This window comes from Rhizobium sp. CB3060 (assembly GCF_025200735.1).
Taxonomy (GTDB): Bacteria; Pseudomonadota; Alphaproteobacteria; order Rhizobiales; family Rhizobiaceae; genus Rhizobium.
Window position 1 is genome coordinate 179,829 of record NZ_CP104160.1, and the last position, 22,936, is coordinate 202,764.

Annotated in this window: 18 protein-coding genes and 2 pseudogenes; 17 read left to right on the plus strand and 3 right to left on the minus strand. The window is 56.2% G+C overall.

Features of this window, described 5'->3' with window-relative positions:
• Positions 1 to 11 precede the first annotated feature (11 nt).
• The 12 genes and pseudogenes from ccoN to N2601_RS30465 all read left to right on the plus strand — a co-directional run bounded on the left by ccoN (position 12) and on the right by N2601_RS30465 (position 11,646).
• Positions 12 to 1,628 (plus strand): cytochrome-c oxidase, cbb3-type subunit I, encoded by a 1,617-nt coding sequence (ccoN, locus tag N2601_RS30400; protein WP_260305713.1) that lies wholly within the window; start codon positions 12 to 14, stop codon positions 1,626 to 1,628.
• 7 nt (positions 1,629 to 1,635) lie between these two features.
• The gene (gene ccoO, locus N2601_RS30405) at positions 1,636 to 2,367 is read left to right on the plus strand and encodes a cytochrome-c oxidase, cbb3-type subunit II (protein WP_260305715.1); all 732 of its coding nucleotides are present in this window, start codon (positions 1,636 to 1,638) and stop codon (positions 2,365 to 2,367) included.
• A gap of 9 nt (positions 2,368 to 2,376) precedes the next feature.
• Complete coding sequence (locus N2601_RS30410) at positions 2,377 to 2,529, plus strand: cbb3-type cytochrome c oxidase subunit 3 (protein WP_104825658.1); 153 nt, start codon at positions 2,377 to 2,379, stop codon at positions 2,527 to 2,529.
• A 1-nt stretch (position 2,530) separates the two neighbouring features.
• Entirely contained in the window at positions 2,531 to 3,394 is an 864-nt protein-coding gene (gene ccoP / locus N2601_RS30415) for a cytochrome-c oxidase, cbb3-type subunit III (RefSeq protein ID WP_260305717.1), read from the plus strand.
• A 414-nt stretch (positions 3,395 to 3,808) separates the two neighbouring features.
• On the plus strand, positions 3,809 to 5,383 hold the full coding sequence (ccoG, locus tag N2601_RS30420; protein ID WP_260305718.1) for a cytochrome c oxidase accessory protein CcoG: 1,575 nt from the start codon (positions 3,809 to 3,811) through the stop codon (positions 5,381 to 5,383).
• Complete coding sequence (locus N2601_RS30425; protein WP_260305719.1) at positions 5,380 to 5,874, plus strand: FixH family protein; 495 nt, start codon at positions 5,380 to 5,382, stop codon at positions 5,872 to 5,874. The genes ccoG and N2601_RS30425 overlap by 4 nt, the downstream gene beginning before the upstream one ends.
• The gene (locus tag N2601_RS30430) at positions 5,871 to 8,156 is read left to right on the plus strand and encodes a cation-translocating P-type ATPase (protein ID WP_260305720.1); all 2,286 of its coding nucleotides are present in this window, start codon (positions 5,871 to 5,873) and stop codon (positions 8,154 to 8,156) included. Before N2601_RS30425 ends, N2601_RS30430 begins: the two co-directional genes overlap by 4 nt.
• Positions 8,153 to 8,299 (plus strand): annotated as a pseudogene (gene ccoS / locus N2601_RS30435) (cbb3-type cytochrome oxidase assembly protein CcoS); the annotation flags it as partial. The gene N2601_RS30430 and the pseudogene ccoS, both read left to right, overlap by 4 nt.
• A gap of 415 nt (positions 8,300 to 8,714) precedes the next feature.
• On the plus strand, positions 8,715 to 9,395 hold the full coding sequence (locus N2601_RS30440; RefSeq protein WP_260305721.1) for an OmpW/AlkL family protein: 681 nt from the start codon (positions 8,715 to 8,717) through the stop codon (positions 9,393 to 9,395).
• Between the two features lie 358 nt (positions 9,396 to 9,753).
• Positions 9,754 to 10,734: a glycine oxidase ThiO gene (gene thiO / locus N2601_RS30445; RefSeq protein ID WP_260305722.1), complete on the plus strand. Its 981-nt coding sequence runs from the start codon at positions 9,754 to 9,756 to the stop codon at positions 10,732 to 10,734.
• On the plus strand, positions 10,725 to 10,895 hold the full coding sequence (gene thiS, locus N2601_RS30450) for a sulfur carrier protein ThiS (protein WP_260305723.1): 171 nt from the start codon (positions 10,725 to 10,727) through the stop codon (positions 10,893 to 10,895). The genes thiO and thiS overlap by 10 nt, the downstream gene beginning before the upstream one ends.
• A 527-nt stretch (positions 10,896 to 11,422) precedes the next feature.
• Positions 11,423 to 11,646 (plus strand): annotated as a pseudogene (locus tag N2601_RS30465) (hypothetical protein).
• A 158-nt stretch (positions 11,647 to 11,804) separates the two neighbouring features.
• On the opposite strand, the gene hemN reads toward N2601_RS30465, so the two are convergent.
• Entirely contained in the window at positions 11,805 to 13,154 is a 1,350-nt protein-coding gene (hemN, locus tag N2601_RS30470) for an oxygen-independent coproporphyrinogen III oxidase (RefSeq protein ID WP_260305724.1), read from the minus strand.
• A 189-nt stretch (positions 13,155 to 13,343) separates the two neighbouring features.
• Here hemN and N2601_RS30475 point away from each other — a divergent pair, with 189 nt between their 5' ends.
• From N2601_RS30475 to N2601_RS30490, 4 genes are all read left to right on the plus strand, one after another.
• Positions 13,344 to 14,894 (plus strand): two-component system sensor histidine kinase NtrB, encoded by a 1,551-nt coding sequence (locus N2601_RS30475; RefSeq protein ID WP_445945069.1) that lies wholly within the window; start codon positions 13,344 to 13,346, stop codon positions 14,892 to 14,894.
• Positions 14,863 to 15,501 carry a response regulator FixJ gene (fixJ, locus tag N2601_RS30480; protein WP_260305725.1) on the plus strand — a complete coding sequence of 213 codons (639 nt, stop codon included), beginning with the start codon at positions 14,863 to 14,865 and terminating at the stop codon, positions 15,499 to 15,501. Before N2601_RS30475 ends, fixJ begins: the two co-directional genes overlap by 32 nt.
• Before the next feature lie 423 nt (positions 15,502 to 15,924).
• Entirely contained in the window at positions 15,925 to 16,569 is a 645-nt protein-coding gene (locus tag N2601_RS30485) for a helix-turn-helix domain-containing protein (protein ID WP_260305812.1), read from the plus strand.
• Between the two features lie 1,495 nt (positions 16,570 to 18,064).
• Positions 18,065 to 18,535, plus strand: a complete 471-nt coding sequence (locus N2601_RS30490; protein WP_260305726.1) for a helix-turn-helix transcriptional regulator — start codon at positions 18,065 to 18,067, stop codon at positions 18,533 to 18,535.
• A 258-nt stretch (positions 18,536 to 18,793) separates the two neighbouring features.
• Here the strand turns inward: N2601_RS30490 and repC are convergent, their stop codons facing one another.
• Together repC and N2601_RS30500 are read right to left on the minus strand one after the other, a co-directional pair.
• Entirely contained in the window at positions 18,794 to 20,092 is a 1,299-nt protein-coding gene (gene repC, locus N2601_RS30495) for a plasmid replication protein RepC (protein ID WP_260305727.1), read from the minus strand.
• A gap of 862 nt (positions 20,093 to 20,954) precedes the next feature.
• Positions 20,955 to 21,428: a DUF3846 domain-containing protein gene (locus N2601_RS30500; protein WP_260305728.1), complete on the minus strand. Its 474-nt coding sequence runs from the start codon at positions 21,426 to 21,428 to the stop codon at positions 20,955 to 20,957.
• 781 nt (positions 21,429 to 22,209) lie between these two features.
• Here N2601_RS30500 and N2601_RS30505 point away from each other — a divergent pair.
• Positions 22,210 to 22,686, plus strand: coding sequence for a helix-turn-helix domain-containing protein (locus N2601_RS30505; RefSeq protein ID WP_260305729.1), 477 nt, complete (start codon positions 22,210 to 22,212; stop codon positions 22,684 to 22,686).
• The last annotated feature ends 250 nt before the right edge of the window (positions 22,687 to 22,936 follow it).

Consider the following 22,936-nt stretch of genomic DNA (forward strand, 5'->3'; position numbering starts at 1 on the left):
GGAACCATGACATGAATTACACCGCTGAAACCGTGCTGGTTGCGGTCGGGGCTTTCTTGGCACTGGTCGGCGCGGGGGCCTCTCGTGATCAGCTTTTTGCAGCCCACATGGGGATATTGTTCTTCTGTCTGCTTGCGGGCACCGTACTGCTTTTGCGGCGGATTGATTTTTCCCCCGCGACAGTGAGCGCCAAACCCAAAAACGGGGCCTATTTTGACGAGGTCATCCGCTATGGATTGATTGCGACCGTCTTTTGGGGGGTGATTGGCTTCCTGATGGGTGTCGTGATCGCCTTGCAACTTGCCTATCCGGATCTGAACATCGCGCCGTATTTCAACTTTGGTCGCCTGCGCCCACTTCATACCTCTGCCGTCATCTTCGCATTCGGCGGCAATGGGTTGATAATGACCTCCTTCTACGTCGTCCAGCGCACCTGCCGCGCCCGGCTCTTCGGCGGCAATCTCGGTTGGTTCGTGTTCTGGGGATATCAACTCTTCATCGTCATGGCCGCGACCGGCTATGTTCTCGGGATCACACAGGCCCGCGAATATGCCGAGCCCGAATGGTATGTCGACATCTGGCTCACCATTGTCTGGGTCGCCTATCTTGCCACCTATCTGGGAACGATCCTGAAGCGCAAGGAGCCGCACATCTATGTGGCGAACTGGTTCTATCTGAGCTTTATCGTCACCATCGCCATGCTGCACGTCGTCAACAATCTGTCTGTGCCGGTGTCTTTCCTCGGCTCGAAGAGCTATTCGCTATTTTCGGGCGTGCAGGGTGCCCTGACACAATGGTGGTACGGCCACAACGCCGTCGGCTTTTTCCTGACCGCCGGCTTCCTTGGCATGATGTACTATTTCGTGCCGAAGCAGGCGAACCGCCCTGTCTATTCCTACCGCCTGTCGATCATCCATTTCTGGGCCCTGATCTTCATGTACATTTGGGCTGGCCCACATCACCTGCATTACACGGCACTGCCCGACTGGGCGCAGACGCTGGGCATGGTCTTCTCGGTGATGCTGTGGATGCCTTCCTGGGGCGGCATGATCAACGGCCTGATGACGCTTTCGGGAGCTTGGGACAAGATCCGCACCGACCCGATCATCCGCATGATGATCGTCGCGATCGCCTTCTATGGCATGTCGACCTTCGAAGGCCCGATGATGTCGGTCAAGACGGTCAACTCGCTCAGTCACTATACCGAATGGACCATCGGTCATGTTCATTCCGGTGCGCTCGGCTGGGTCGGCATGATCACGTTCGGCGCCATCTACTACCTGACGCCAAAGCTCTGGGGACGTGAGCGGCTTTACAGCCTCCGCATGGTCAACTGGCATTTCTGGCTCGCCACGCTGGGCATCGTTATCTACGCGGCGGTGCTGTGGGTCGCCGGCATCCAACAAGGCCTGATGTGGCGCGAATACAATAGTCAGGGCTTCCTCGTCTATTCCTTCGCAGAGACCGTGGCTGCGATGTTCCCCTACTACCTCCTGCGCGCCGTCGGCGGTGCTCTTTATCTGGCAGGGGGAGTGATCATGGCCTGGAACGTCGCAATGACCATCCGGGGGCGCCAGCGCGACGAAGCCGCGATCCCGAGCGCTTTCATCGCCAAGGCCGCCGAGTGAGATAAACATGTCAATACTCGCCAAACACCAGATCCTCGAGAAAAATGCCACCCTGCTGCTCGTCGGGTCGCTGTTGGTGGTCAGCATTGGCGGCATCGTCGAGATCGCGCCGCTGTTCTATCTCCAGAACACGATCGAGAAGGTGGAAGGCATGCGCCCGTACACGCCTCTCGAGCTGGCAGGGCGCAATATCTACATCCGCGAAGGCTGCTACCTCTGCCATAGCCAGATGATCCGCCCGTTCCGGGACGAAGTGGAGCGTTACGGCCATTATTCGCTCGCCGCAGAGTCCATGTATGACCATCCGTTCCAGTGGGGCTCGAAGCGCACGGGACCGGACCTGGCGCGTGTCGGCGGTCGCTATTCCAACGAATGGCACGTCCAGCATCTGTCCAACCCGCGCGAGGTCGTGCCGGAGTCGATCATGCCCACTTATGCCTTCCTCAAGGAGAAGGACGTCACGGTTAAGGATATTGGCATGGATCTCAAGGCTAACGAAGATGTCGGCGTGCCCTATAGCAAAGACATGCTGGCGAATGCGGAAGCCGACATGCGGGCGCAGGCCGATCCGAACGCAAATACGACCGATCTGCTGGCGCGATATCCGAAAGCGAAGGTCGGCGATTTCGACGGCGACCCCACCAGGCTGACCGAGATGGACGCGCTCGTCGCGTATCTGCAGATGCTCGGGACACTGGTCGATTTCTCGACCTATGACGATGCCACCGGTTATCGCTGAGGTGCCTCCATGGAAACATATACTGCAATGCGTCACTTCGCCGACAGTTGGGGGCTCCTCGCAATGGCCTTGTTTTTCGTAGGGGCTATCGCCTTCACGCTCCGGCCAGGTAGCCAAAAGATTGCCAACGAAGCCGCTGACATACCTCTGAAGGATGATTGAGATGTCGGACAAACATATAGACGAACTCAGCGGCGTCGAAACAACGGGCCATGAATGGGACGGCATCCGTGAACTCAACAATCCCATGCCGCGATGGTGGGTGTGGACTTTCTATGCCACGATCCTCTGGGCCGTCGGCTATGCCATCGCCTATCCCTCCATACCCCTGATCAGAGATACCACCAAAGGACTGCTCGGCTTTTCGAGCCGGGCTGAACTCCAGCGCGAAATGAACAACGCCAAGGTTGAGCAGGCCCGCCTCGATGTTATGATCGCCGCGAAATCCGTCGAAGAAATTGATGCCGATCCGACGCTGCGCGAGTTTGCCATCGCCGGCGGCGCGTCGGCCTTCAAGGTCAACTGCGCGCCGTGTCATGGGTCCGGTGCCACCGGCGCTCCGGGGTTTCCCAATCTGAACGACGACGACTGGCTGTGGGGCGGCAGTCTTCCCGCCATTCAACAGACCATCGCTCACGGCATCCGCTTTGAGGCAGATCCCGAGACGCACGTCTCTGAGATGCCCGCCTTCGGTGATGTCCTCGAACGCACGCAGATACGCCAGGTGGCCGCTTACATTTGGGGTTTAACAGACACAGTTTTCGATCGGGCAGCGGCCGGCGCCGGCAAGCAGGTTTTCCTCGACAATTGCGCCGTCTGTCATGGCGAAGACGATAGGGGCAATCAGGAGATAGGCGCACCAAATCTCGCCGATGCGATCTGGCTTAAGGGGCGAGGGGAGCAGGCGATCATCCGCCAAGTGACCCTGCCCAAGCACGGCGTTATGCCGGCCTGGTCGGCCCGGCTAGGCGAAACCACGGTGAAGGAATTGACGGTGTTTGTTCATTCCCTGGGCGGCGGAACATAGAAAAGAAAAATCACGCATTCACGTGCATCACAATCCTCATGGCCGGCCGGACGACGCGGTCAGCGGTCGGTCACAATCTTGTCCATTTAAACAAACCCGAGCCCGACGGGTGCGGCGCGCGGCCATGGTCCCAGCGAGGTTGCGTTCGGGCAGCCAGAAAAGTTGCGCATATAACTGAAAAAGTTAGCAGGATTTTGATTTCACTCAACGATCGCGAGCTAACAAGCTGCTATCCTCCGGCACTGGAGGACGTCCCTTCGTGCTTTGGCTCGTAGTTCCTCCGAGCCACACCCCTCCCGGAGTGTGGCTCTCCTTTTGATTGAGCCGATGGGCTCGCTTTTCTTTCCCAGACTTGCGTCAAGAACGCTTGGCTCGTCAAACGCGGGATGAGGATCATCAACAGGATGGCATTCGATGAGCCTCAACATAGCTCCCACCAGAGGTGACGATCGCAGCGAACGCTCAGACGTCGACGACGTTGGTGCACGGCGCAACCGTCAGCCACTCTATGCTGCACGAAAGAAGGTGTTTCCAAAGCGGGCGCAGGGTCGGTTCCGGCGATTCAAATGGATCGTGATGCTGATCACGCTCGGCATCTACTATCTTTCTCCCTGGATTCGCTGGGACCGAGGTCCATATGCGCCCGACCAGGCGATTCTCATCGACTTGGCCTCTCGTCGCTTCTTCTTCTTTTTCATCGAGATATGGCCCCAGGAGTTTTTCTATGTGGCCGGTCTGCTTGTCATGGCTGGCTTTGGCTTGTTTCTCGTAACGTCGGCGGTGGGACGGGCATGGTGTGGTTATGCCTGTCCGCAGACGGTCTGGGTCGATCTCTTCCTTGTCGTGGAACGCGCGATCGAAGGTGATCGCAACGCGCGCATGAAACTCGATGCTGGTCCCTGGACGCCGGACAAGCTTGCAAAGCGGGTCGCCAAACACAGCATATGGGTCCTTATCGGCGTCCTCACCGGTGGCGTATGGATATTCTATTTCGCGGATGCGCCATCCCTGGCCGTTGCCCTAGTCAAGGGCCAAGCGCCGGCGGTCGCCTATGCCACGGTCGCCATTCTCACCTCGACCACTTACGTTCTTGGTGGGCTGATGAGGGAACAGGTCTGCACCTACATGTGTCCGTGGCCCCGCATCCAGGGCGCTATGCTGGACGAAAATTCCCTGGTCGTCACCTACAACGACTGGCGCGGCGAGCCTCGCTCCCGCCATGCCAAAAAAGCTCAGGCAGCAGGCCAGCCGGTCGGCGATTGCGTCGATTGCAATGCCTGTGTGGCGGTCTGTCCGATGGGCATAGATATCCGCGATGGTCAGCAGATGGAGTGCATCACCTGCGCCTTATGCATCGACGCCTGCGACGGCGTGATGGACAAGCTCGATAAGCCGCGCGGCCTGATCTCCTATGCGACGCTGAGCGAGTATGCTGCCAACATGAGCCTTGCGACCAACGGCGGCACGGTTGCCGTACAGCCGAACCTCGTACGAAACCCTGGTGGCAGCTTCGTCGAGGGCATTCGGCACTTCAATTGGCGGGTGATCTTCAGGCCGCGCGTTCTTTTCTACGCCGCTGTATGGGCAGCGGTCGGGGTGGCCATGCTCGTGCATCTGGCACTCAGGGAGCGGCTGGAGCTGAACGTGCTCCACGATCGCAATCCGCAATATGTGCTGGAGTCGGATGGATCGATCCGCAACGGTTATACGCTGCGCGTCCTCAACATGGTCCCGGCGCCGAGGAAAATCGATATCCGACTAGAGGGCGCAGTAGGAGCGACGATGAAGATCCCCGAACTCTCGAAGGAGGAAGGCCGGCACTTCACTGTCGATGCGGATCCGGACGCGGCCACCTCGCTCAAAGTGTTCGTAACGCAACAGGCCAAGGCGGAGACAATCAAGGAATTCCTGTTCGTCATAGAGGACGAAAATCACGCGGATCGGGCGACGTACCGGGCCGCTTTCAACGCACCGGGAGCGCCGAAATGAGAAGCCAAGTTACCACCGGACGTCCCTTCACCGGCCGCCATATGCTGGTCGTCATTGTTGCGTTCTTCACCGTCGTGATCGGAGTGAACGTGACGATGGCGGTTCTCGCGTCCACGAGTTGGAGCGGCCTTGTGGTGGAGAATACCTATGTCGCAAGCCAGGAATTCAACAGCAAGGCCGCAGCAATGCGCGCTATGGCTAGCAGCGGCATTTCCGGCGATCTGTCCTTGCGCGGCAATGTCATTCACTACGATATTCACAATCGGGACGGGTTGCCGGCGGTGGTCGACGACGTGACGCTGACGTTCAGAAGACCCGTGGGCGACCGAGAGGACTTCGTGCTTGCACTGACCAAGACGAGCGAAGGCCATTTCGAAGCCAAACATCGCATTGAGGGAGGCGACTGGATCGTGGAAACCATCTCGCGCAGAGACGGTGTCACGGTAATGCATGAGGCCAGGCGCATCGACACGGCGGAGTTTGGACAATGACCTGCTGCACCATGGACGCGGAAAGCGTCATGACAATGAGCAAGTGCTGCGCCAGTACCGAGGAGATCGTCCTGGCCAGCCATCCGCTGGGGGAGGGCCTTCGCCAACTGGACCTCAGCGTTCCCGATATGCACTGTGGCGCTTGCATCTCGACCATCGAACGGTCTTTGCGCAGGTTACCCTATGTGAAGGGCGCGCGAGTCAACCTGACCGCTCGGCGGGTCAGTTGCACCTATGTCGAGCGCATTGATAATACTGTCATCGATCCGTCGGGTATTCTTTCCGCGATCACCGAAGCCGGCTATCGGGTGCATATTTTCACTCCCGCCGCGTCCCAGACGGATAGCCTGCGCAATCAATTGCTCCTGGCCGTTGGTGTCTGCGGCTTTGCCGCAGCGAATATCATGCTGCTCTCGGTATCAGTCTGGTCCGGCGCAGATGCGGCGACGCGAGACCTGTTTCACTGGATTTCCGCGATGATCGCCGCGCCGGCTCTTATCTATGGTGGCCGTTTCTTTTTTCGCTCGGCGTGGAATGCCTTGAAGCATGGGCGGACCAACATGGACGTGCCCATTTCTCTCGCTGTCACGCTCTCCTATGCCGTATCATTATGGGAGACGATCCATCACGGAGAGCACGCCTGGTTCGATGCCTCCGTTTCGCTGCTATTCTTCCTGCTGATCGGTCGCGCGCTCGACCATATCATGCGCGAGAAAGCGCGAGCTGCGGTCAATGGCCTTGCTAGGCTCGCACCCCGCGGTGCCTTGTTGATAACGGCCGACGGCAGCAGGCGATATGTTTCGGTAGAGGACATAGGCATTGGCGACCATATCTTTATCGCCGCCGGCGAGCGCGTCCCCGCCGATGGCGTCGTGATCGCCGGCACGAGCGAACTCGATCTCTCCATCGTCACAGGCGAGAGCGTGCCGGTCGCAGTCGGGAATGGCACGGAGGTTCGGTCGGGTTCGATGAACCTCATGGCCTCGTTGACCATTCGCGTCACGAAGACGGCGGAGAACTCTCTGCTCGCCGAGATTATCAGCCTCATGGAAGCTGCCGAAGGAGGCAGGGCGCGCTATCGCAGGATCGCGGACCGAGCTGCAAGCCTTTACTCACCGGCAGTCCACCTGCTTGCGCTGGTTTCGTTTCTTGCCTGGGGTTTCATCGGTGGGGATTGGAAGCATGCGATGCTGGTCGCGGTTGCCGTTCTCATCATCACCTGCCCGTGCGCGCTTGGTCTTGCCGTACCGGTCGTCCAGGTCGTCGCCGCTGGGAAACTGTTTCGCGGCGGCATCATGATCAAGGATGGTTCTGCTTTGGAACGTCTCGCCGAGGTCGATGCCGTCGTGTTCGATAAGACCGGTACTTTGACGATGGGCCAGCCATGTCTCATCGAAATGTTGGGCGCGGGGCCGGAGGAAAGGGCGATTGCGGCCGGTCTTGCCGCGCATTCCCGGCATCCACTCTCCCAGGCGTTGTTGCGTAGTGCTGGCAACAATGTCCGCCGGTTCGACAGCGTCATCGAGATTCCGGGTGCGGGCTTGGAAGTCGAAACCGCTGGCGGCCTATATCGTCTCGGCAATATGGAGTTCGCTTGTTCGATCCCGCCCCGCGAAGAAAAAGAAGCGGTTGACTCGCTCTCCGAGGTCGTTCTGTCGAGGAACGGTATCGCACTTGCCCGATTCTATTTCGAAGACACGCTTCGTCCCGGAGTAGCCGTAGCCATTCGTCAGCTCAGTCTTGCGGGGCTGCAGACGATGATCCTTTCTGGCGATCGCCAAGCAGTCGTCGAATCGACAGCGCGGCTATTGCATATGGATCGCTGGATTGCGGAATTGGATCCGAAGCAGAAAGTCGAAGAGTGCGCACGCTTAAACGAGGCGGGCAACAAGGTCATGATGGTTGGCGACGGTATCAATGATGCGCCGGCACTTACGGCGGCGCATGTGTCGATGGCTCCCGCAACCGCCTCCGACATTGGCCGACAGGCGGCAGACCTCGTTTTCCTGAAGGATCGCCTCGACGCGGTTCCGGAGGTGATCTGCGTCGCGCGGCGTACGGCTGCTTTGATCCGCCAGAACTTCGCCCTTGCCATCGGTTACAATGTGCTGGCAGTTCCCATCGCCATCGCGGGCTATGCGACGCCGCTTATCGCCGCTGTCGCCATGTCGACGTCGTCGCTGATCGTCGTGACGAATGCATTGCGACTCAACGACTGGAATCGACGAGAGCAACTTAGGCATGCTGGCAAACATGCAGCCTCAGCAGGAGAGTCCATATGAATATGCTGATCTATCTGATCCCGCTGGCATTGTTCATGGGTACGCTCGGGCTGGGAGGCTTTCTGTGGTCGCTAAAGAGCGGACAGTATGATGATCTGGAGGGAGCATCGTGGCGCATCTTCGTGAATGAGGATAATGCACCCGAGGGGGCGCAACAAACGACCAGCGCCAGCGCAGACGACCCGACGAAACTGCTAAATTCTCGAGTGCCTGGAATCCACCGACCGTCTAACACGAAGAGGCTTTTCAGAAATGACGATTCGAAACCGCGTTGAATTGCGCGAGGCTCTCTGCCGAGATAGTCGAACTCGTCTCATGCCAAACACGATGATGCAAAGCTGCAGCAAAGCCCTTTTCCAATGATGCCGCTGTTATTCCAATTCGATGTTGGGGCAAGCGTCATTCAAGTGCCTGAACGTTGCGAAATTGCCACACAAGTCTAGGGTTTGTCTGCGACAGGCAGTCCGATTTTCTTTAGTTGAGCCGCCTCAAATCCTGACGTGCCAGCCGATGTTATTGCTCCTCGATTCACGAATTTCAGATCGAAGGAGACAAGAATTGACTTCCAACGCCATCGTACGAGCCATCATCGCCACTGCAATATTGGGTACCCTGAGCACCGTGGAGGCTGCCGATCTGACGACACCACCAAGTAGGGCTCCCATTCCCGCGGCAGCGGACAGAAATCCATGGCAGATGCGGCTGCGGGCGCTTGGTGTGATCACAACTGACTCGGGGCGCGTAGACGGCTTGCCGGGTTCGGATCTTTCCTTTTCGGACACGGTCGTGCCGGAATTCGACATCTCGTATTTCTTCACCGATAATATCGCCGCCGAACTCATCCTGGCCACAACCTACGCCAAGGTCCATGGCGGAGGCTCGATTTCAGCGCTCGGCGAGATCGGCAAGACTTGGCTGCTGCCACCAACGCTCACCCTACAATACCATTTCACCGACTTTGGCGCTTTTCGGCCCTATGTCGGCGCCGGCCTTAACTATACGCTCTTCTACAACCAGTCAGGAAAAAGTGCTCGCAGCCTTGATGTCAAAAACACCTTCGGTGTCGCGCTCCAGGCCGGCTTCGACTATATGATTGACGACCACTGGGGTGTGAACTTTGACGCAAAAAAGATCTTCCTAAGACCTGATTTCGACGCCAACGTCGGCGGCACCGGTGTCAGCGGCAAGGCCAGGCTCGATCCATGGCTGCTTGGCGCGGGCGTTACCTATCGTTTCTAAACCCTCATGAAATCGCTTGGTGTTTAGCGACTTGCGTCATTCAGGGCTCGAGGAGCATTTGGATGGCGTTGCCGCCAGTGATGCTGGGTACGTGCATGCCGACTTAGTCATCAAACTTATGAGAAGCAAGGTCAGCTCGAAGTGGAGTAGCTTGAGAAATGGAACAATTCGCAAGCAAGTCACAGCACTGCAGAGCTCGCAAAGAGTTCACTTGAGCCTCGTATCCAGGTGTGGCCCGAAATTCTGCTCGTACGAATATCGCACGACATCGACGCCATATGCAAAAGGAGGGGCTGGATAGGAGGGTCGCAAAATGCCCATAAGGGGGCGATCTCTATATGCCTATGGGAGCATGACATTGCGGATTCTCGTTAAGGGCGCTGGAATTGCCGGCCTAACGGTAGCACGTGAACTTTGCGCGCGCGGCGCTCACGTAACAGTCGTCGACCCGCATCTTGGATTCGGGCGCTCTGCGTCCTGGCTCGCCGGCGGCATGCTGGCTCCCTGGTGCGAGCGGGAGAGCGCCGATGAGAGAGTAATGACGTTGGGGAAAATGGCCGTGAAATGGTGGGATGCCGTCGTGCCTGGCCAAGTCATCCGTAAAGGGACACTGGTCGTCGCACCTCAACGGGATTCGGGCGAACTCCGCCGCTTTGCGGCCCGTACGTCTGGGTATGAATGGTTGGACGAAGAGGGTGTAGCCGAGCTTGATCCCGCCCTTGCACGGCGTTTTCGCAGAGGCCTGTTCTTCCAGGGCGAAGCGCATCTGAACCCACGTCAGGCGCTACGGACGTTGAAAGAGCTGCTGTCGACAAAGGGCGTCGTCTTTACCGGCGACGATGCGAGCGAAGACGATTTCTCCGATAGCGTTGATTGCACAGGTGCTGCCCGCATCGGGCAAAGTCGCGATCTGCGCGGCGTGCGTGGCGAAATGCTCTATCTGCATACAGAGGAGGTCACGCTCGCCCGGCCCGTTCGCCTGCTACATCCACGCTTTCCCGTCTATATCGTCCCCCGCGGCGAGGGTCTGTTTATGGTCGGCGCGACGATGATCGAGACCGAATTCGACGGCCCGATCACTGCGCGCTCGATGATGGAACTGCTGAACGCAGCCTATGCGCTGCATCCAGCTTTTGCGGATGCCACTATCGTCGAAACCCGCGCCGGCATCCGCCCGGCCTTTCCCGACAATTTTCCGCGAGTAATGCGGGAAGGCAAAGTCGTCCACGTGAACGGCCTTTATCGCCACGGTTTTCTGCTGGCACCGACAATGGCGGCAGAAGCCGCCGATCTCGTCTTTTCCGATCGGACGACGCAAAGGAGTTTCCAATGCACCTGATCATCAATGGCGAAGCCCAAACGATCGCCCGTACGACGCTTTCGCAGCTTTTGGCCGCACTCGACTATGAAGGCGACTGGCTCGCAACCGCCGTCAATGACGAACATATCCTGGCCGACAATAACAAGATCGAGATCCTGACACCCAAGCAGGGAGGCTGATCATTGCTCGATCTCTATGGAAGCCAGATTGGCTCACGCCTGCTGCACCGTACCGCGCGCTCTCCCTCGCCAGCCGTCCTCGCCGAAGCGGTCACGCGCCGCAGAGTCTTGACCGCATCGGGGAATGGAAGGCGCGAATCGGCAGCATAGCGCTTGTGGTGATCGTCGGCCGACTATGGAACGCATTGCCGGCATCTTCGAGAACGGGGCGGATAGTGCTGCAGTGGTGACGGATATTGTCTTGCATGCGAATCCTAAGCTGAATCAGGCAATGGATAGTAGTAAAAACGCCTAAAGGTGCCCTAAACACCATCGCGCATTGGGAGCTGAAGTGCCGGGACACTGCACCCATGCCTAAAATGAACAATTTTGAACCAGCAAACAAAATGGACGCTACGGCAAAATTCGGGATGCGTGGCTAACGACACGTCCCGGTTAATCTTTTAGAAAATAAGCATAATCGCAGTGCAGTTAAGACAGAAATGCAGGACAAATCTATAACAAATCAACCTTCAGGGGGACGTCTCATGGAACCTAACCGACCCACAACAATACAGATCGGCGCCCTACAACATGATGCGAATAATCCATATCGCGTCATCAAGCGCGAGGAGGTGCTTGCCGAGGCATTCCGAGAATTCGTGCTGACGGCAGTCGCTGCAGGTTGGAAGGAGCCGGAGGTCGCTTTGACCTTGGCCGATATCGCAGATGACTACGTTATGGCGCCGCTCGAAGAGCTGCCGCAAATTAGTATTGAGTTCCATCTGCTTTCGTCTGTGGTATCCCGCAAGATGGCTGTTAACAACTCTTCATCCAGCCGGTCGGCAAGTCGCTTAAAACGAGCTGGCTTGCCGGCGGTATAACCTGCATGCCGAAGGGCTCCCGTTGCATTGTTGCAAAGAGAAAACCTCAGGCCGTCTTACTATAACAGCGCCTCGATTCCCTCACATAGGCATCGAAAGCGGCTGCAACGGCGCGGATCAGAAAGCGCCCTTCTTCGCGCAAACGAATGATGCCGCCCGCGTTTTCGATTATTCCGTCGCTCTCGAGCATTGAGAGCCTGGGGTTGCCGTTGAGAAGCGCGTGTGGGTCAAAACCGTATGTGACGGCCAATGCCGGGACGTCTACCTGAAAGTCGCACATCAGGCGCTCGATGATACTTGCCCGCATGCGATCTTCGGCCGACAAGCGCCAGCCTTTCGTTGTGGCCAAGCGTCCGGATGCGATCCGCTTTGCGTAACGATTGGGAAGTACCTCGTTTTGAACATAGCCGCCGGGTATGCGGCCAATCGCCGACGAACCCAAGCCGATAAGCGTCTCACAGGCGTCGGTCGTGTAGCCCTGAAAGTTGCGATGCAATTGCCCGTTTGTCTGCGCGGTTGCCAAACTGTCGTGCGGCCTGGCGAAATGATCGATCCCGATGCGGCGGTAGCCCGCCGCAACAAGGTATTCCGAAATTGCCTTTGCCTGGGAAATACGGCTTCGCGCATTGGCGAGAGCGGCTTCGTCGATCAGCCGTTGATGCTTCTTGAAGGAAGGTACATGCGCGTAACCGAAGACTGCGAAGCGGTCCGGCGCCATCTCGATCGCTGCCTTGGTAGTCTCGATGCAAGATTGAACCGTCTGGTTTGGCAGGCCATACATAAGATCGAAATTGATGCTGGCGATGCGCGCCCGCCGCAGCTGAAAAACCGCCTCCATTGTCTGTTCTTCGCTTTGGATGCGATTGATCGCCCTCTGGACCGCCGGATCAAAGGTCTGAACCCCGACACTGGCGCGGTGCACCCCTGCTTCCCCGAGAACAGTCGCCATCTCTTGATCTAGCGTCCTCGGATCGATCTCCAACGCGATTTGAGTCGAACCTGTGAACTCGAAATGTTTGTGCAAAAGCTCAATAAGCTCAAACACTTTCCTCGGCCCCATGGTCGTTGGCGTTCCGCCACCAAAATGTAGATGGTCGATCCTCACCGGCGCCCCGGTCCGTGCGGCCACGAGGCGTACTTCCTCGCGCAGCATTCGCAGGTAGTTGGCGATCGAGCTGTTGCGCGCATTCGTGGTGTGACATCCGCAATACCAGCATATCGATGGACAAAACGGTATGTGGACGTAAAGCGATGCCGCTTTCTCAAGCGACATAGCGGTAAGCCAATTCTCATAAGTGCTATCGTCAACGTCGGGGGAGAAACACGGCGACGTCGGATAGCTGGTGTAGCGGGGCAGGCGCTCATCGCCGTATTTTTCAATAAGTGCCGATTGCATGCGAAATCCTTCTACGGAGTGCAGCCTAGAATGCGGCCATTCTAGGCACACGCTTTGCATGGCTCTTTGATCGACAACAAAGAGCGCGACGGATTTCTTTGAATTATTTTCAAAATCGCGGCGCCGAGGCAAAGGAGGCGCAGCATACTCGATGAAAAGAGTTCAGCTTAGTTTTGATCTACCAGCGAGATGCTCGGCATGATGACAGTACCTTTTTCCCTGGTGGATCACAAAATGCATTCACAAGGCGTTGGCGGGCTCGCTTGGATGCTTGTCCGGTTGCGGAACAGACCGATCGCCGCCTATAGTGTCGCCGCCGCTGCTCCATTCGGCGTCCTCGCACTGAGATTGGCCCTGTCCCAGTTCACGAGCGACGATCTTACCCTATTGCCGTTCATTCCCGCTATTCTCGTGGTCGCAATCATCGGCGGCGGAAAGCCGATTTCTCTAGCGGCGGGCATGTCGCTTGGTGCTGATGTCCTTGTTCAGCGGCTGAGCGACGCGGCTGACGCGACGGTCTTTGAACTGGTTTCCTTTGGCGTTGCAGTCCTTCTGATTGCTTGTCTGGGAGAGGCGTTGCAGGCGACGAGACACGCCATCAGCGAGGGGCAGATTGCCCTCACAGCCCGCACTGCGCATCTGGCATCGATATTGGACAAAGTGCCCGATGCGACGGTGATCACGACCCGCGACGGTGAAATTGTTTCCTTCAACGCCGCCGTCTTGCGACAGTTCGGGTATGCAGAACGAGAACTCGTTGGCGCGAACCTGCGACTGCTGATGCCTGATCCATATCGCGCCGTCCACGGCAGCCATATGCAACGGCAACTTGGAACCGGCAACAAGCGAGTCACCGACGATCAAGTTGTTGTCGGACGCAGGAAGAACGGATCGACGTTTCCCCTCAAGTTGACCGCGAGCCAGTTGGAATCGGGTGGTGGCTTATTTTTTATCGGCTTCCTAAGAGACCTTACGGAGCGGGAAGAAGCTGCTGCTCACCAGCAGCGAATCCTGGCGGAATTGGCAAGATTGGCGCGCCTAAGCGAGATGGGCGAGATGGCATCCGCCCTTGCGCATGAGCTGAACGAACCACTGTCGGCGATCGCAAATTATGCTTGCGGATGTACGAAGCTCTTGAGCGGCATGGACAACAATGTCCCAGCGGGCATCAGAAACGCTTTGCAGGAGATTGAAAGTCAGTCCCTTAGAGCGGCGAAAATTATCAAACATCTCAGAGAATTCGTCACGACAGGTGACACAGAAAAGTCTCTCGAAAACATTCGCACGCTGGTGGAGGAAGCAGGCGTCCTTGCCCTTGTCGGTTCCCGAGAAAACGGCATCAGGACTATATTCGAATACGTGCCCGGTGCCGAGATGGTGATGGTCGACCGTGTTCAGGTCGAACAGGTCATCATCAATTTGATGCGAAACGCCATAGAAGCTATGCGCCACGTCGAGCATCGTGAGCTTACAATTCGCACGATGCCCACGCAGGAGGGCGAAGTTGCCGTTGTCGTGGAAGACACCGGCGAAGGCATTTCGGAGGAAATTGCCGCGGAGCTCTTTGAGCCATTCGTCACGACAAAGCCAACTGGAATGGGTGTCGGCCTTGCGATCTCAAAACGTATTGTCGAGGCGCATGGAGGTGAAATGACAGCGTCAAAAAACGCGGCTGGCGGAGCTACTTTCCAGTTTACGCTTCCCGCCTATGCGGAAGGACAAATGTGTGAAACCGACTGACTATACGATCCATATTGTCGACGACGAAGAGCCGGTGCGCAAATCGTTTGCCTTCATGCTGACCATGAACGGCTATGCCGTCAAGGTGCATCAATCGGGAGCATTGTTTCTTTCCTTTGCGCCAGGCATCCACAACGGAATTCTTGTTACGGATCTCAGAATGCCTGAAATGTCAGGTATCGATCTCATCCGTCAGCTGAGTGTGAAAAAGATCGCAATTCCGTCAATCGTGATCAGCGGACATGGCGATGTGCCGGTGGCAGTTGAGGCGATGAAAGCCGGTGCAGTAGACTTCATAGAGAAACCCTGCGAGGACGCCGTTATCATTGAGGCGATCGAACGAGCGTCGGACCATTTACATGTTAATGACGATAACGCCGACGAGGTCCTCGCCGTTCAAGCGCGCGTCCAATCCTTGAGCGAGAGGGAGCACCAAGTGCTTCTTGCCGTCGTGGCCGGCCTTCCGAACAAGTCGATCGCACATGATCTGAATATTAGCCGCCGCACGGTAGAGGTTCATCGCGCCCGCGTCATGTCGAAAATGAGAGCAAAAAGCCTCCCGCATCTCGTTCGTATGGCTGTTGCGGTGGAGATTGGACCCTTCTAGCTTCGTAGTGTTGATCGCACCGCATTCGGCGTCTTGCCGTAACCTTCCGAACGGGAAAAGTCCGCCATGCATCCGTTTCCTAGAAACTCAAAATTTGATCGTCATCGCTCGACGACGGAATCAATCGAAGGTAACTTTGGAGGCGCTTCCGCCGACTTCGCAGGGCTATCCTGCGCGTCGATTGGACGTCTTTACCAAAAACTCGCCCCTATTATCTTTCTGACCGGTCGGCGCCATGATTTCTTATGACGGCAACGAGCTGCTGCCTCTCGTGATGAACACCCTTTAAAAGGGATCGGAATACATCGCCGGCAATGATGCCGTTTAAGTGTTTACCCTTAGTGATGAAACCGAATTTATCGCTCCCATAAGAACCGGCAATCTTGCCCCGGAACATGGGGAATCGAGATGCAGCCTAAATTCATGCCCGCAGCACAGACTTGGACTACGCCAACGAAAATTGTGCCGCCGCAAATTGCAGGAGCGCACCTCGCCGTCACATATGAGCGCGGCCAAGAGATATACGCCCAGGGCGGGAGCGCCGATAAGTGCTATCGGGTTTCTGCCGGAGCTGTTCGGGTATGTCGCATCCTTCCCAACGGGGGGAGGCAGGTCGTTTCCTTCCATGTCGCGGGGGAAATGTTCGGCTTCGAAGCTGGCTCTCAGCATCGTTATTTTGCCGAAGCGCTCGCCCTGACAAGAATAGTGGCGTTTGAACATGGCCTTGCTCAGCAGCGGCATTTGCCGGAACTCTTTGCACTTGCTCTTGAAGCTATGGAACGTGCTCAGGAACACCTGCTTCTTATCGGACGGCAGTCTGCGATTGAACGGGTGGCCACATTTTTGTTGGATCTCTGCGAGCGCCTGGGAGGCACTCGGCAGTTTAGATTGGCCATGTCGCGGCAGGACATTGCAGACTATCTCGCCTTGACTATCGAGACGGTATCGCGTGCCATGAGCGAGTTGAAGGAACAAAGCATAATCAGCCTGCGACATGCGCGAATGGTCGACATCAGGAAACCTGATGCACTTCGTTCGCTCTGTGGCCATGTTGTCGGACTATCGTAGCTCGGCGCGACCTGTGCCAATGCGATACGTTGCGGCCTCCGGGCCGAAAATCGCGGTTTGCGCCCGCGCATGTCATTTCATCTGGGACATTGTCTGGCGGGCCCAGGTCAGCTTGTTTCGGGCCCTTGTCCGGAACTTGTGGCGTGGACCGTAGCATGGCGGTCACCTTCCATCAGGCACGCTTCAGCACCTGCCAGCAGCAGTTTTTATGATCGATGCCGATCCTGTTGGTAACGGCATCGGACATTCAGGCATTGGCCCAAAGGCCACGACCGTCTCGTATCATCATCAGGAATCCTCTGCTACCATGCCCGGAGCGAAGGGCCAGGTCCTGCCGCCAACCGGAATGGAGATCAGATCGTAGCGGCTGTTTGTCCACGGCGAGATCCAAAACGGCGATGGCTTCTCCGTATTGGCTGATGGCGTCAAGACGACGGCGGCGTCTGCGAAAAGAAAAGCGTTCGCCCTTCGGCTGGATTGATCCGGTGGCTGAGATTATTGGCCGCCACCAGGGCTCGTCGTACCCGCGTGCGAACAGAGCGGTCCGCGAGCGTAGAGGCAGCCGGAACATGTGCCGGCAAGATCGATCGCACCCGCTATTTCGAAACCAATGCGGTGTGCGAGCAGGGTGAGCAGCGACGTCGTCGCGAACGATGTCGCAGCCCTCAACGGCTGCCTCAGCGGCCTTCGCCGCAAGTCCGCTGAGCGTCTCGGCATCGTCACGACAGTGGCTGGGGGATGCCGGTCTGGCGCTCGATTCAGTCGGGTTCAAGGCCGAGCCCTATTCAATCCCGGCATTTTCGACGCGTCAATCGGGCACCGCACGGCCGACACCTACCAGAGAAGACGAGCGCCTCCCTCATAGCCGCGCAGCCCCGGAAAGCCGCAGTAAGCCTTTCGCTTTGAAGCTCTGCGAGCTTTACGATGCGCTCACCGACCGGTTCCGTCATTTGAAGACAGGCACTGTCCCGTCCGCTTCGCGCGAGTAAGCCGGCCATCAGAAATCGCTTAATTTTATGCAACAACCTAAGAGGGAAACCGATAAGGCTCTCTGGGAAAACCATCACGAGGGTACCATCCTACTTTCCCTGCTAACCAAATGGGATATAAGCAGACACGAAAATGCCCGACCGTTCGCTCGGCCGTTCACATCGGAACCAATGACGATTGCCACTGACTCCATTTTGGGCGCTTCAAGGATGTATTCGCGAATTTGGCTTTATTTCAAAGTGATCGTGGTGGTTTGAAGATTGTCGCAGCGAGCAATCGTTTGTCGCTGATTTAATCCGATCCTCGATCTCGCAGCCGTGATTTGACTTCAGCGTGCATCGGATTATTGAAGCAAATTGGCTAAACTCTTTAAAGTTGTTATAACCTGATAATGTCCTCTTGGAACGGACAGAATACGACCCGCAAAGTGGCAAAGGCAAGCAGTTCAAGTCCGTTCAAGGCGACCCACGCTGACCGGCGATTGTTGAAAAAATAAGGACAGGCGGTGACGCAAGATCTAGAAAGTTACAAAAGTGCGAGAGGCCTCGTAGATACCACCGATCCGGAAGTCGACAAGCCGATCTACCGCAAGCCCGGTTTTGACGGGAAAGTTGCGACGTTAGGAGATATGGAAGAACTGATCAGCGCATTTTTAAAAAAAACGCGCGAGGCCGAAGGCCTCTCTCGCGCGGATCTTGCACCAATGCTCGGTCTGTCGACACCCGTTTACGGACGTTACGAGCGGGCGTTTTCAAAGATGACGGTCACCCGAATGATTCATCTCTGTGAAATTCTCGGCTTTATGCCCATAGATATGCTCTTTGAAGCGGCGCCCCATCTTTGGGGACGCACGCCTGAGGAAGCCGAGGATCGTCTCACTCTGGAGCGAATTATCAGAACCCTTCCAAGCGAGGCAACGCGCGATCTCGTTCGACTGTTGAAGCGTATGATACCTCAAGATAGCGGGAGCCAATAAGACATCAATCGCAGGAAAGCTTGGCTATCTGGTAGGCACTCGGGCAACGGACAGCGTTGGTCTTCACCGCCGATCTCGCCGCCGATGTGGTTTCCATGATCATCTTTTAAAGGAACCGGGGCCCGTAGCCATAGAAGCCTGGACACTACACTCATTCGTTTTCCGGTCGCTCACCGCATGCGCCGACATCGTCGATCACTTTGATCGTGACGCATGCACTGTCGACTAAAACGCTGCACCAAGAGCGTGACCCACCAGTTAAGTTTGCCCGGCCATTCGAGTGCTTTCCTCAAGGTCGCGGCGAGCCGCCAGGCCGAAGACCGAGCGGGTAAGATGCAATCTGCCCGCGGCTGCGCGCTCGGCCATTGCGCGCAGATATCCGCCAGGCGAACTGACCTCCCGCCGATTTGCTTTTTCAAGAGTAACTGCCACCGCCACTGCTGCTTGCTGTTCGCCCATTGCTTCCACGGCGCCGCGGCGGGCATCCTCTGAGATCCCGATGAAGCGGCACAGCATCGGAGTCAGCCGAACAAACTCCTGGAAGCTCTTGGGAGTGCATCCAAGCTCCGCGAGGGCTGGGGTTGCCCGCAAGACATCTCTAAGCGCGATTAGAGCCTGCCGCTGAGGCTCCCGCTCGCTGACTGAGCCTCGCCAAGGCGTTGCGGTTTCTTCAAAAGCCGAGCTGCTGGCGGCGCTGGCTTTTGGAAAACTGTATTGTCCGACATGAGCCGAACCCTCTCGAACATTACTACTACGTCCTGATTGATAAGGGGGTGTAGTCTGTTTCTGCATGTCGTTTGCGACACGCAAGCATGTCGTTTTCACTGCGCCGAGTTGGTCTTGAGGTCGAGGGTCAAGCTGCATCAGTCGGTCCATAGACCATTCAAGAAGGACAGTCGCACGACGCAGCATCCGGTTGGACGCTTTGGCAGCAATTCCGATATAATTGCTGATGCGCTCGACGCGGTCGGCGACGCGTCGGTGCACTGTTGCACTTACATCAGCGACAGCAGCGAGGGCACAACGAATATTGCGCAAGGCGCCGCGATATCGTCGTAACGCGGCTTCGGTCGCCTTCTTCTCCGCCCGGGTATCTTTTACGAGGCGAGTAAGCTCGCCATATCGCAGGACCAGTATTCGAAGGTCGACCCCGCATCCATCCGTTATGTCGCCATCGCGGTTTCTGATAGGATACCGCTTATAGTTTCCACTGTCCTGCATCGTGATCAAACCGAGATCGAAAAGCTTGGAAAGCATTCGACTGATCCGACCAACCGAACGCCCGACCTCAAACGCCAATTGTCGGTTCGATTTAAACACGATTGGTCGCCCCGACGTATCGAAAGCATCGGCGGGGGCGGTGTTGATCAATATAAGCAACAGATGGCTTTCCGTTCCATTTATCAGCCCTGTACAGGTCAGATTTTGAGCAAGCACCGCCAATTGGGCACGTGTCACCATTCCGATTTCTGCCGATTTTGCCAAGCGCCGGAATTCGGCCCTTTGAGGCGTTATCTTACGGCCGACCGGCCGTTGGCAGGTGGTTATATCTTCCATGTCCTCGTCTCCGTTCGGGACCAGGCAAAGCTCCGCCGTTCACCAAAGTGGTGTTTTTTGTTGACAAGAAAGGAAGGGTCTGCGAGAAAGGTTTTGGCTAATTTATTCTCTTACAGACCCGCTTCCGGATTTCTTCGGGAGCGGTTTTCTTTTTCTGGTCGGTTTTGTCTCTCCATTTCAAACCCGACCCACGCGTCGGGATATTTGCGGTCAATACGAGAAAAGCATATCTCAACAAATCAATTTGGCGCAAGATATGTACGAATTTGAGCTGCTACTTGAGGTCGCAGCCGGGCAATTTCTGTACTAAGTACTTGATTTGTTTATGTTTAGGAAAATCGAAATGCCATTTCGACGCAGTTTCGACCGATCCTATTTGGTTCGCCATATGGATAAGAATTCTAAAATTGGCCGATGCTCGGACATCGAGCCAATGACTCTTGACCGAAAACGCAATGCTGCTCACGTACTTGCCGTTGAGGATCAGAGTGCGAGATGTGGATGGCTGGATGAATAGCGATAGCCGCTTTCCCGATTGGTCATTGTCGACCCGGGGCCATCAGATGAGGCAGGAGGATTGTGCCGCACGCGGTCGACGTAAGCTCCGTCCCCTCATTTGGGGTTTGGGATCTGATCTCCTGGAGCAATGATTATCTGAGGTGCGTGGAGTCGCCATCTCAGACCTGCGAACGGCGCGCGCGTTTTCGGGAATCCCCTGAGATCTCCCGGCCTGTTTAGCTGCAGCGCCACCGTAGCAAATTCATCATGGGGCCGTTTTGCAAACGGGTGAGTTAGTTGAAACTGAGTACTTAAGCCTTTGCCGCCACGCCCGGCCGAGCGTTCGCGAGCGTGGCGGTCGGATTTACTGTATCAAACCGCGATTTTCGCAAGTTTCGTTCTCTTCGAGCACGGGAGAGCGACGATCAATGCGGACTTGCAAGCTTGCCAGTGCCCCGGCAACTATAAGACCCTTTGGCGTCATATCGCCAGCCGTAGCAAAGACTGGATCGAGCACCGGCCGGCAACATTGGAAACGTGCGGCCGCATCCGCAATCGTGATCATTGGGGAACGATAAGGTTGTCCGCCGTCGCCTCCCACAAGGACAATTTTCCCCGCCAGAGGCTTTGGATAGCCATCAAAGATCGTAAAGGCGGTTAGCCCATCACGCAACGCTTCTTCGTCTACGAACAGCGAGTGCATATCGTCAAAGCGAATCATCTCGATCAGCCTGCTACCAATCAAGTCATAGATCGGAGCAATGCTGCTTCCATCCTGAAGCTCAACCGCCCCAAAACGGGCGGTGTCCGACTCTAACACGTACACGATATTTTTCATTTGCTTTAGCCTTCTATTAGAAGCGATCTCGTGCCCATAGAGATGAGCGAGAAGGTAGGGCTTGGCACCAACCCCAGATAGCGGCGACGCGGCGCAATATGCTGATTTCACAAGGCGCTGTAAATGCCCCCTGCGCCAATTTGGCACGCTTTTCGCAATCGGGACAGCCTTGCAGGCTAGGCGAAATTCGAAAGATTTGCAGTGAAATCAGGCGAGTTAGGCTGGTATTCCATTGGCAGCCTTTAGTGAGAAAGCCGGAAGGCGAGCCAAATATATTTTGCGTTTTTTGGCAAAAAAATCGAAAGCAGTATGTCAGTCGACGCATGTTTGAGCTGAATATGCAATTTTCAGTAGGCGTACCGACTGGGAGTGCAGTATGAACTCGTGCCGACTAGTGACCTCTAAAAAACACGACCTAGAGGAGCCCATCTATGAAGGGGCGCTACAGATTTCGACGAAAATGGCATTGATGTGTTTCCCACGATATTGGATCCATCGGAGAGGTTATGCCAGTGCGGTACTGTTCGGATTATTTGGCGATAGCCAATTTGGCGCGATTTTTGCTTTTCTTGCATCAAGAGAGTCCGGTGCCCGCTTTCATTTAACTATTGAAAAATAATGATAATACGCAGAATTAGCGCACGCGGCACCAAGTCGCTTGATAGAAAGCTGCGCCAAAAATGATCAAAAATATAACGTTAGAGGTTTTAACCTCAACATTTTTCCGTATAAAAGGGGGCTTGTGCGTTAACCCTCAGTCTCAGCAATGGCAGGTCCATCTTTGAAGCAATGGATTAAAGAACTCGGTTTACAGCAGATCGTTGACCCACGCATAGACAAACCAGTCTATCGGAAACCCTTTGACGGGCGAATTGCGCTTAGCGCCGAACTGGAAGAACAGATCTGTACCAGTCTTCGCGGCGCCCGCGACAGACGAAAACTGCCTCGGTCGAAACTTGCGCCTTTGCTTGGGCTCAGCGAACAGGTTTACGGCCGCTACGAAAATAAAGTCTCCCGTCTGACGGTATGCCGGCTTATTCATCTCTGTGAGGTTCTGGACGCCACTCCGGAGGAAATTATCGCGCCGGCAGCACCCCATCTCTGGGGTGGGACTGAAGCCAAAGCGGTTTTGCTGTTGGCCTCAATCGAAAAGTTGCGGACCTTCGACGAAGAGACTTTGCGAGATGTTTTCAGCTTGTTAGGTCGCATAGGCGAGACCTGCGGTCAAAATGATTGGCCAGACAGTAGCCGACCCTGAGCGATGGTGTCGAAATCGCAATTGGTAAGCAAATTGACGGTAGCAAATGACGGAAAAGCGTTGCGCTGATTGAAGTAGATCTATTATGACGAGGTCTTCTGCGCTTTGCGATGTTGCACGGGAGACGAAAGGTGCCACGCGGTGCGAAAGGGCCTCCTCCTGAAGTACCCGCATTAAACCGGCCGATTCAGGAGCGTTACTGACGCAGCCTTCCAAAAATGCGGCAGGGGAACCGCCATGCTTACGCGCG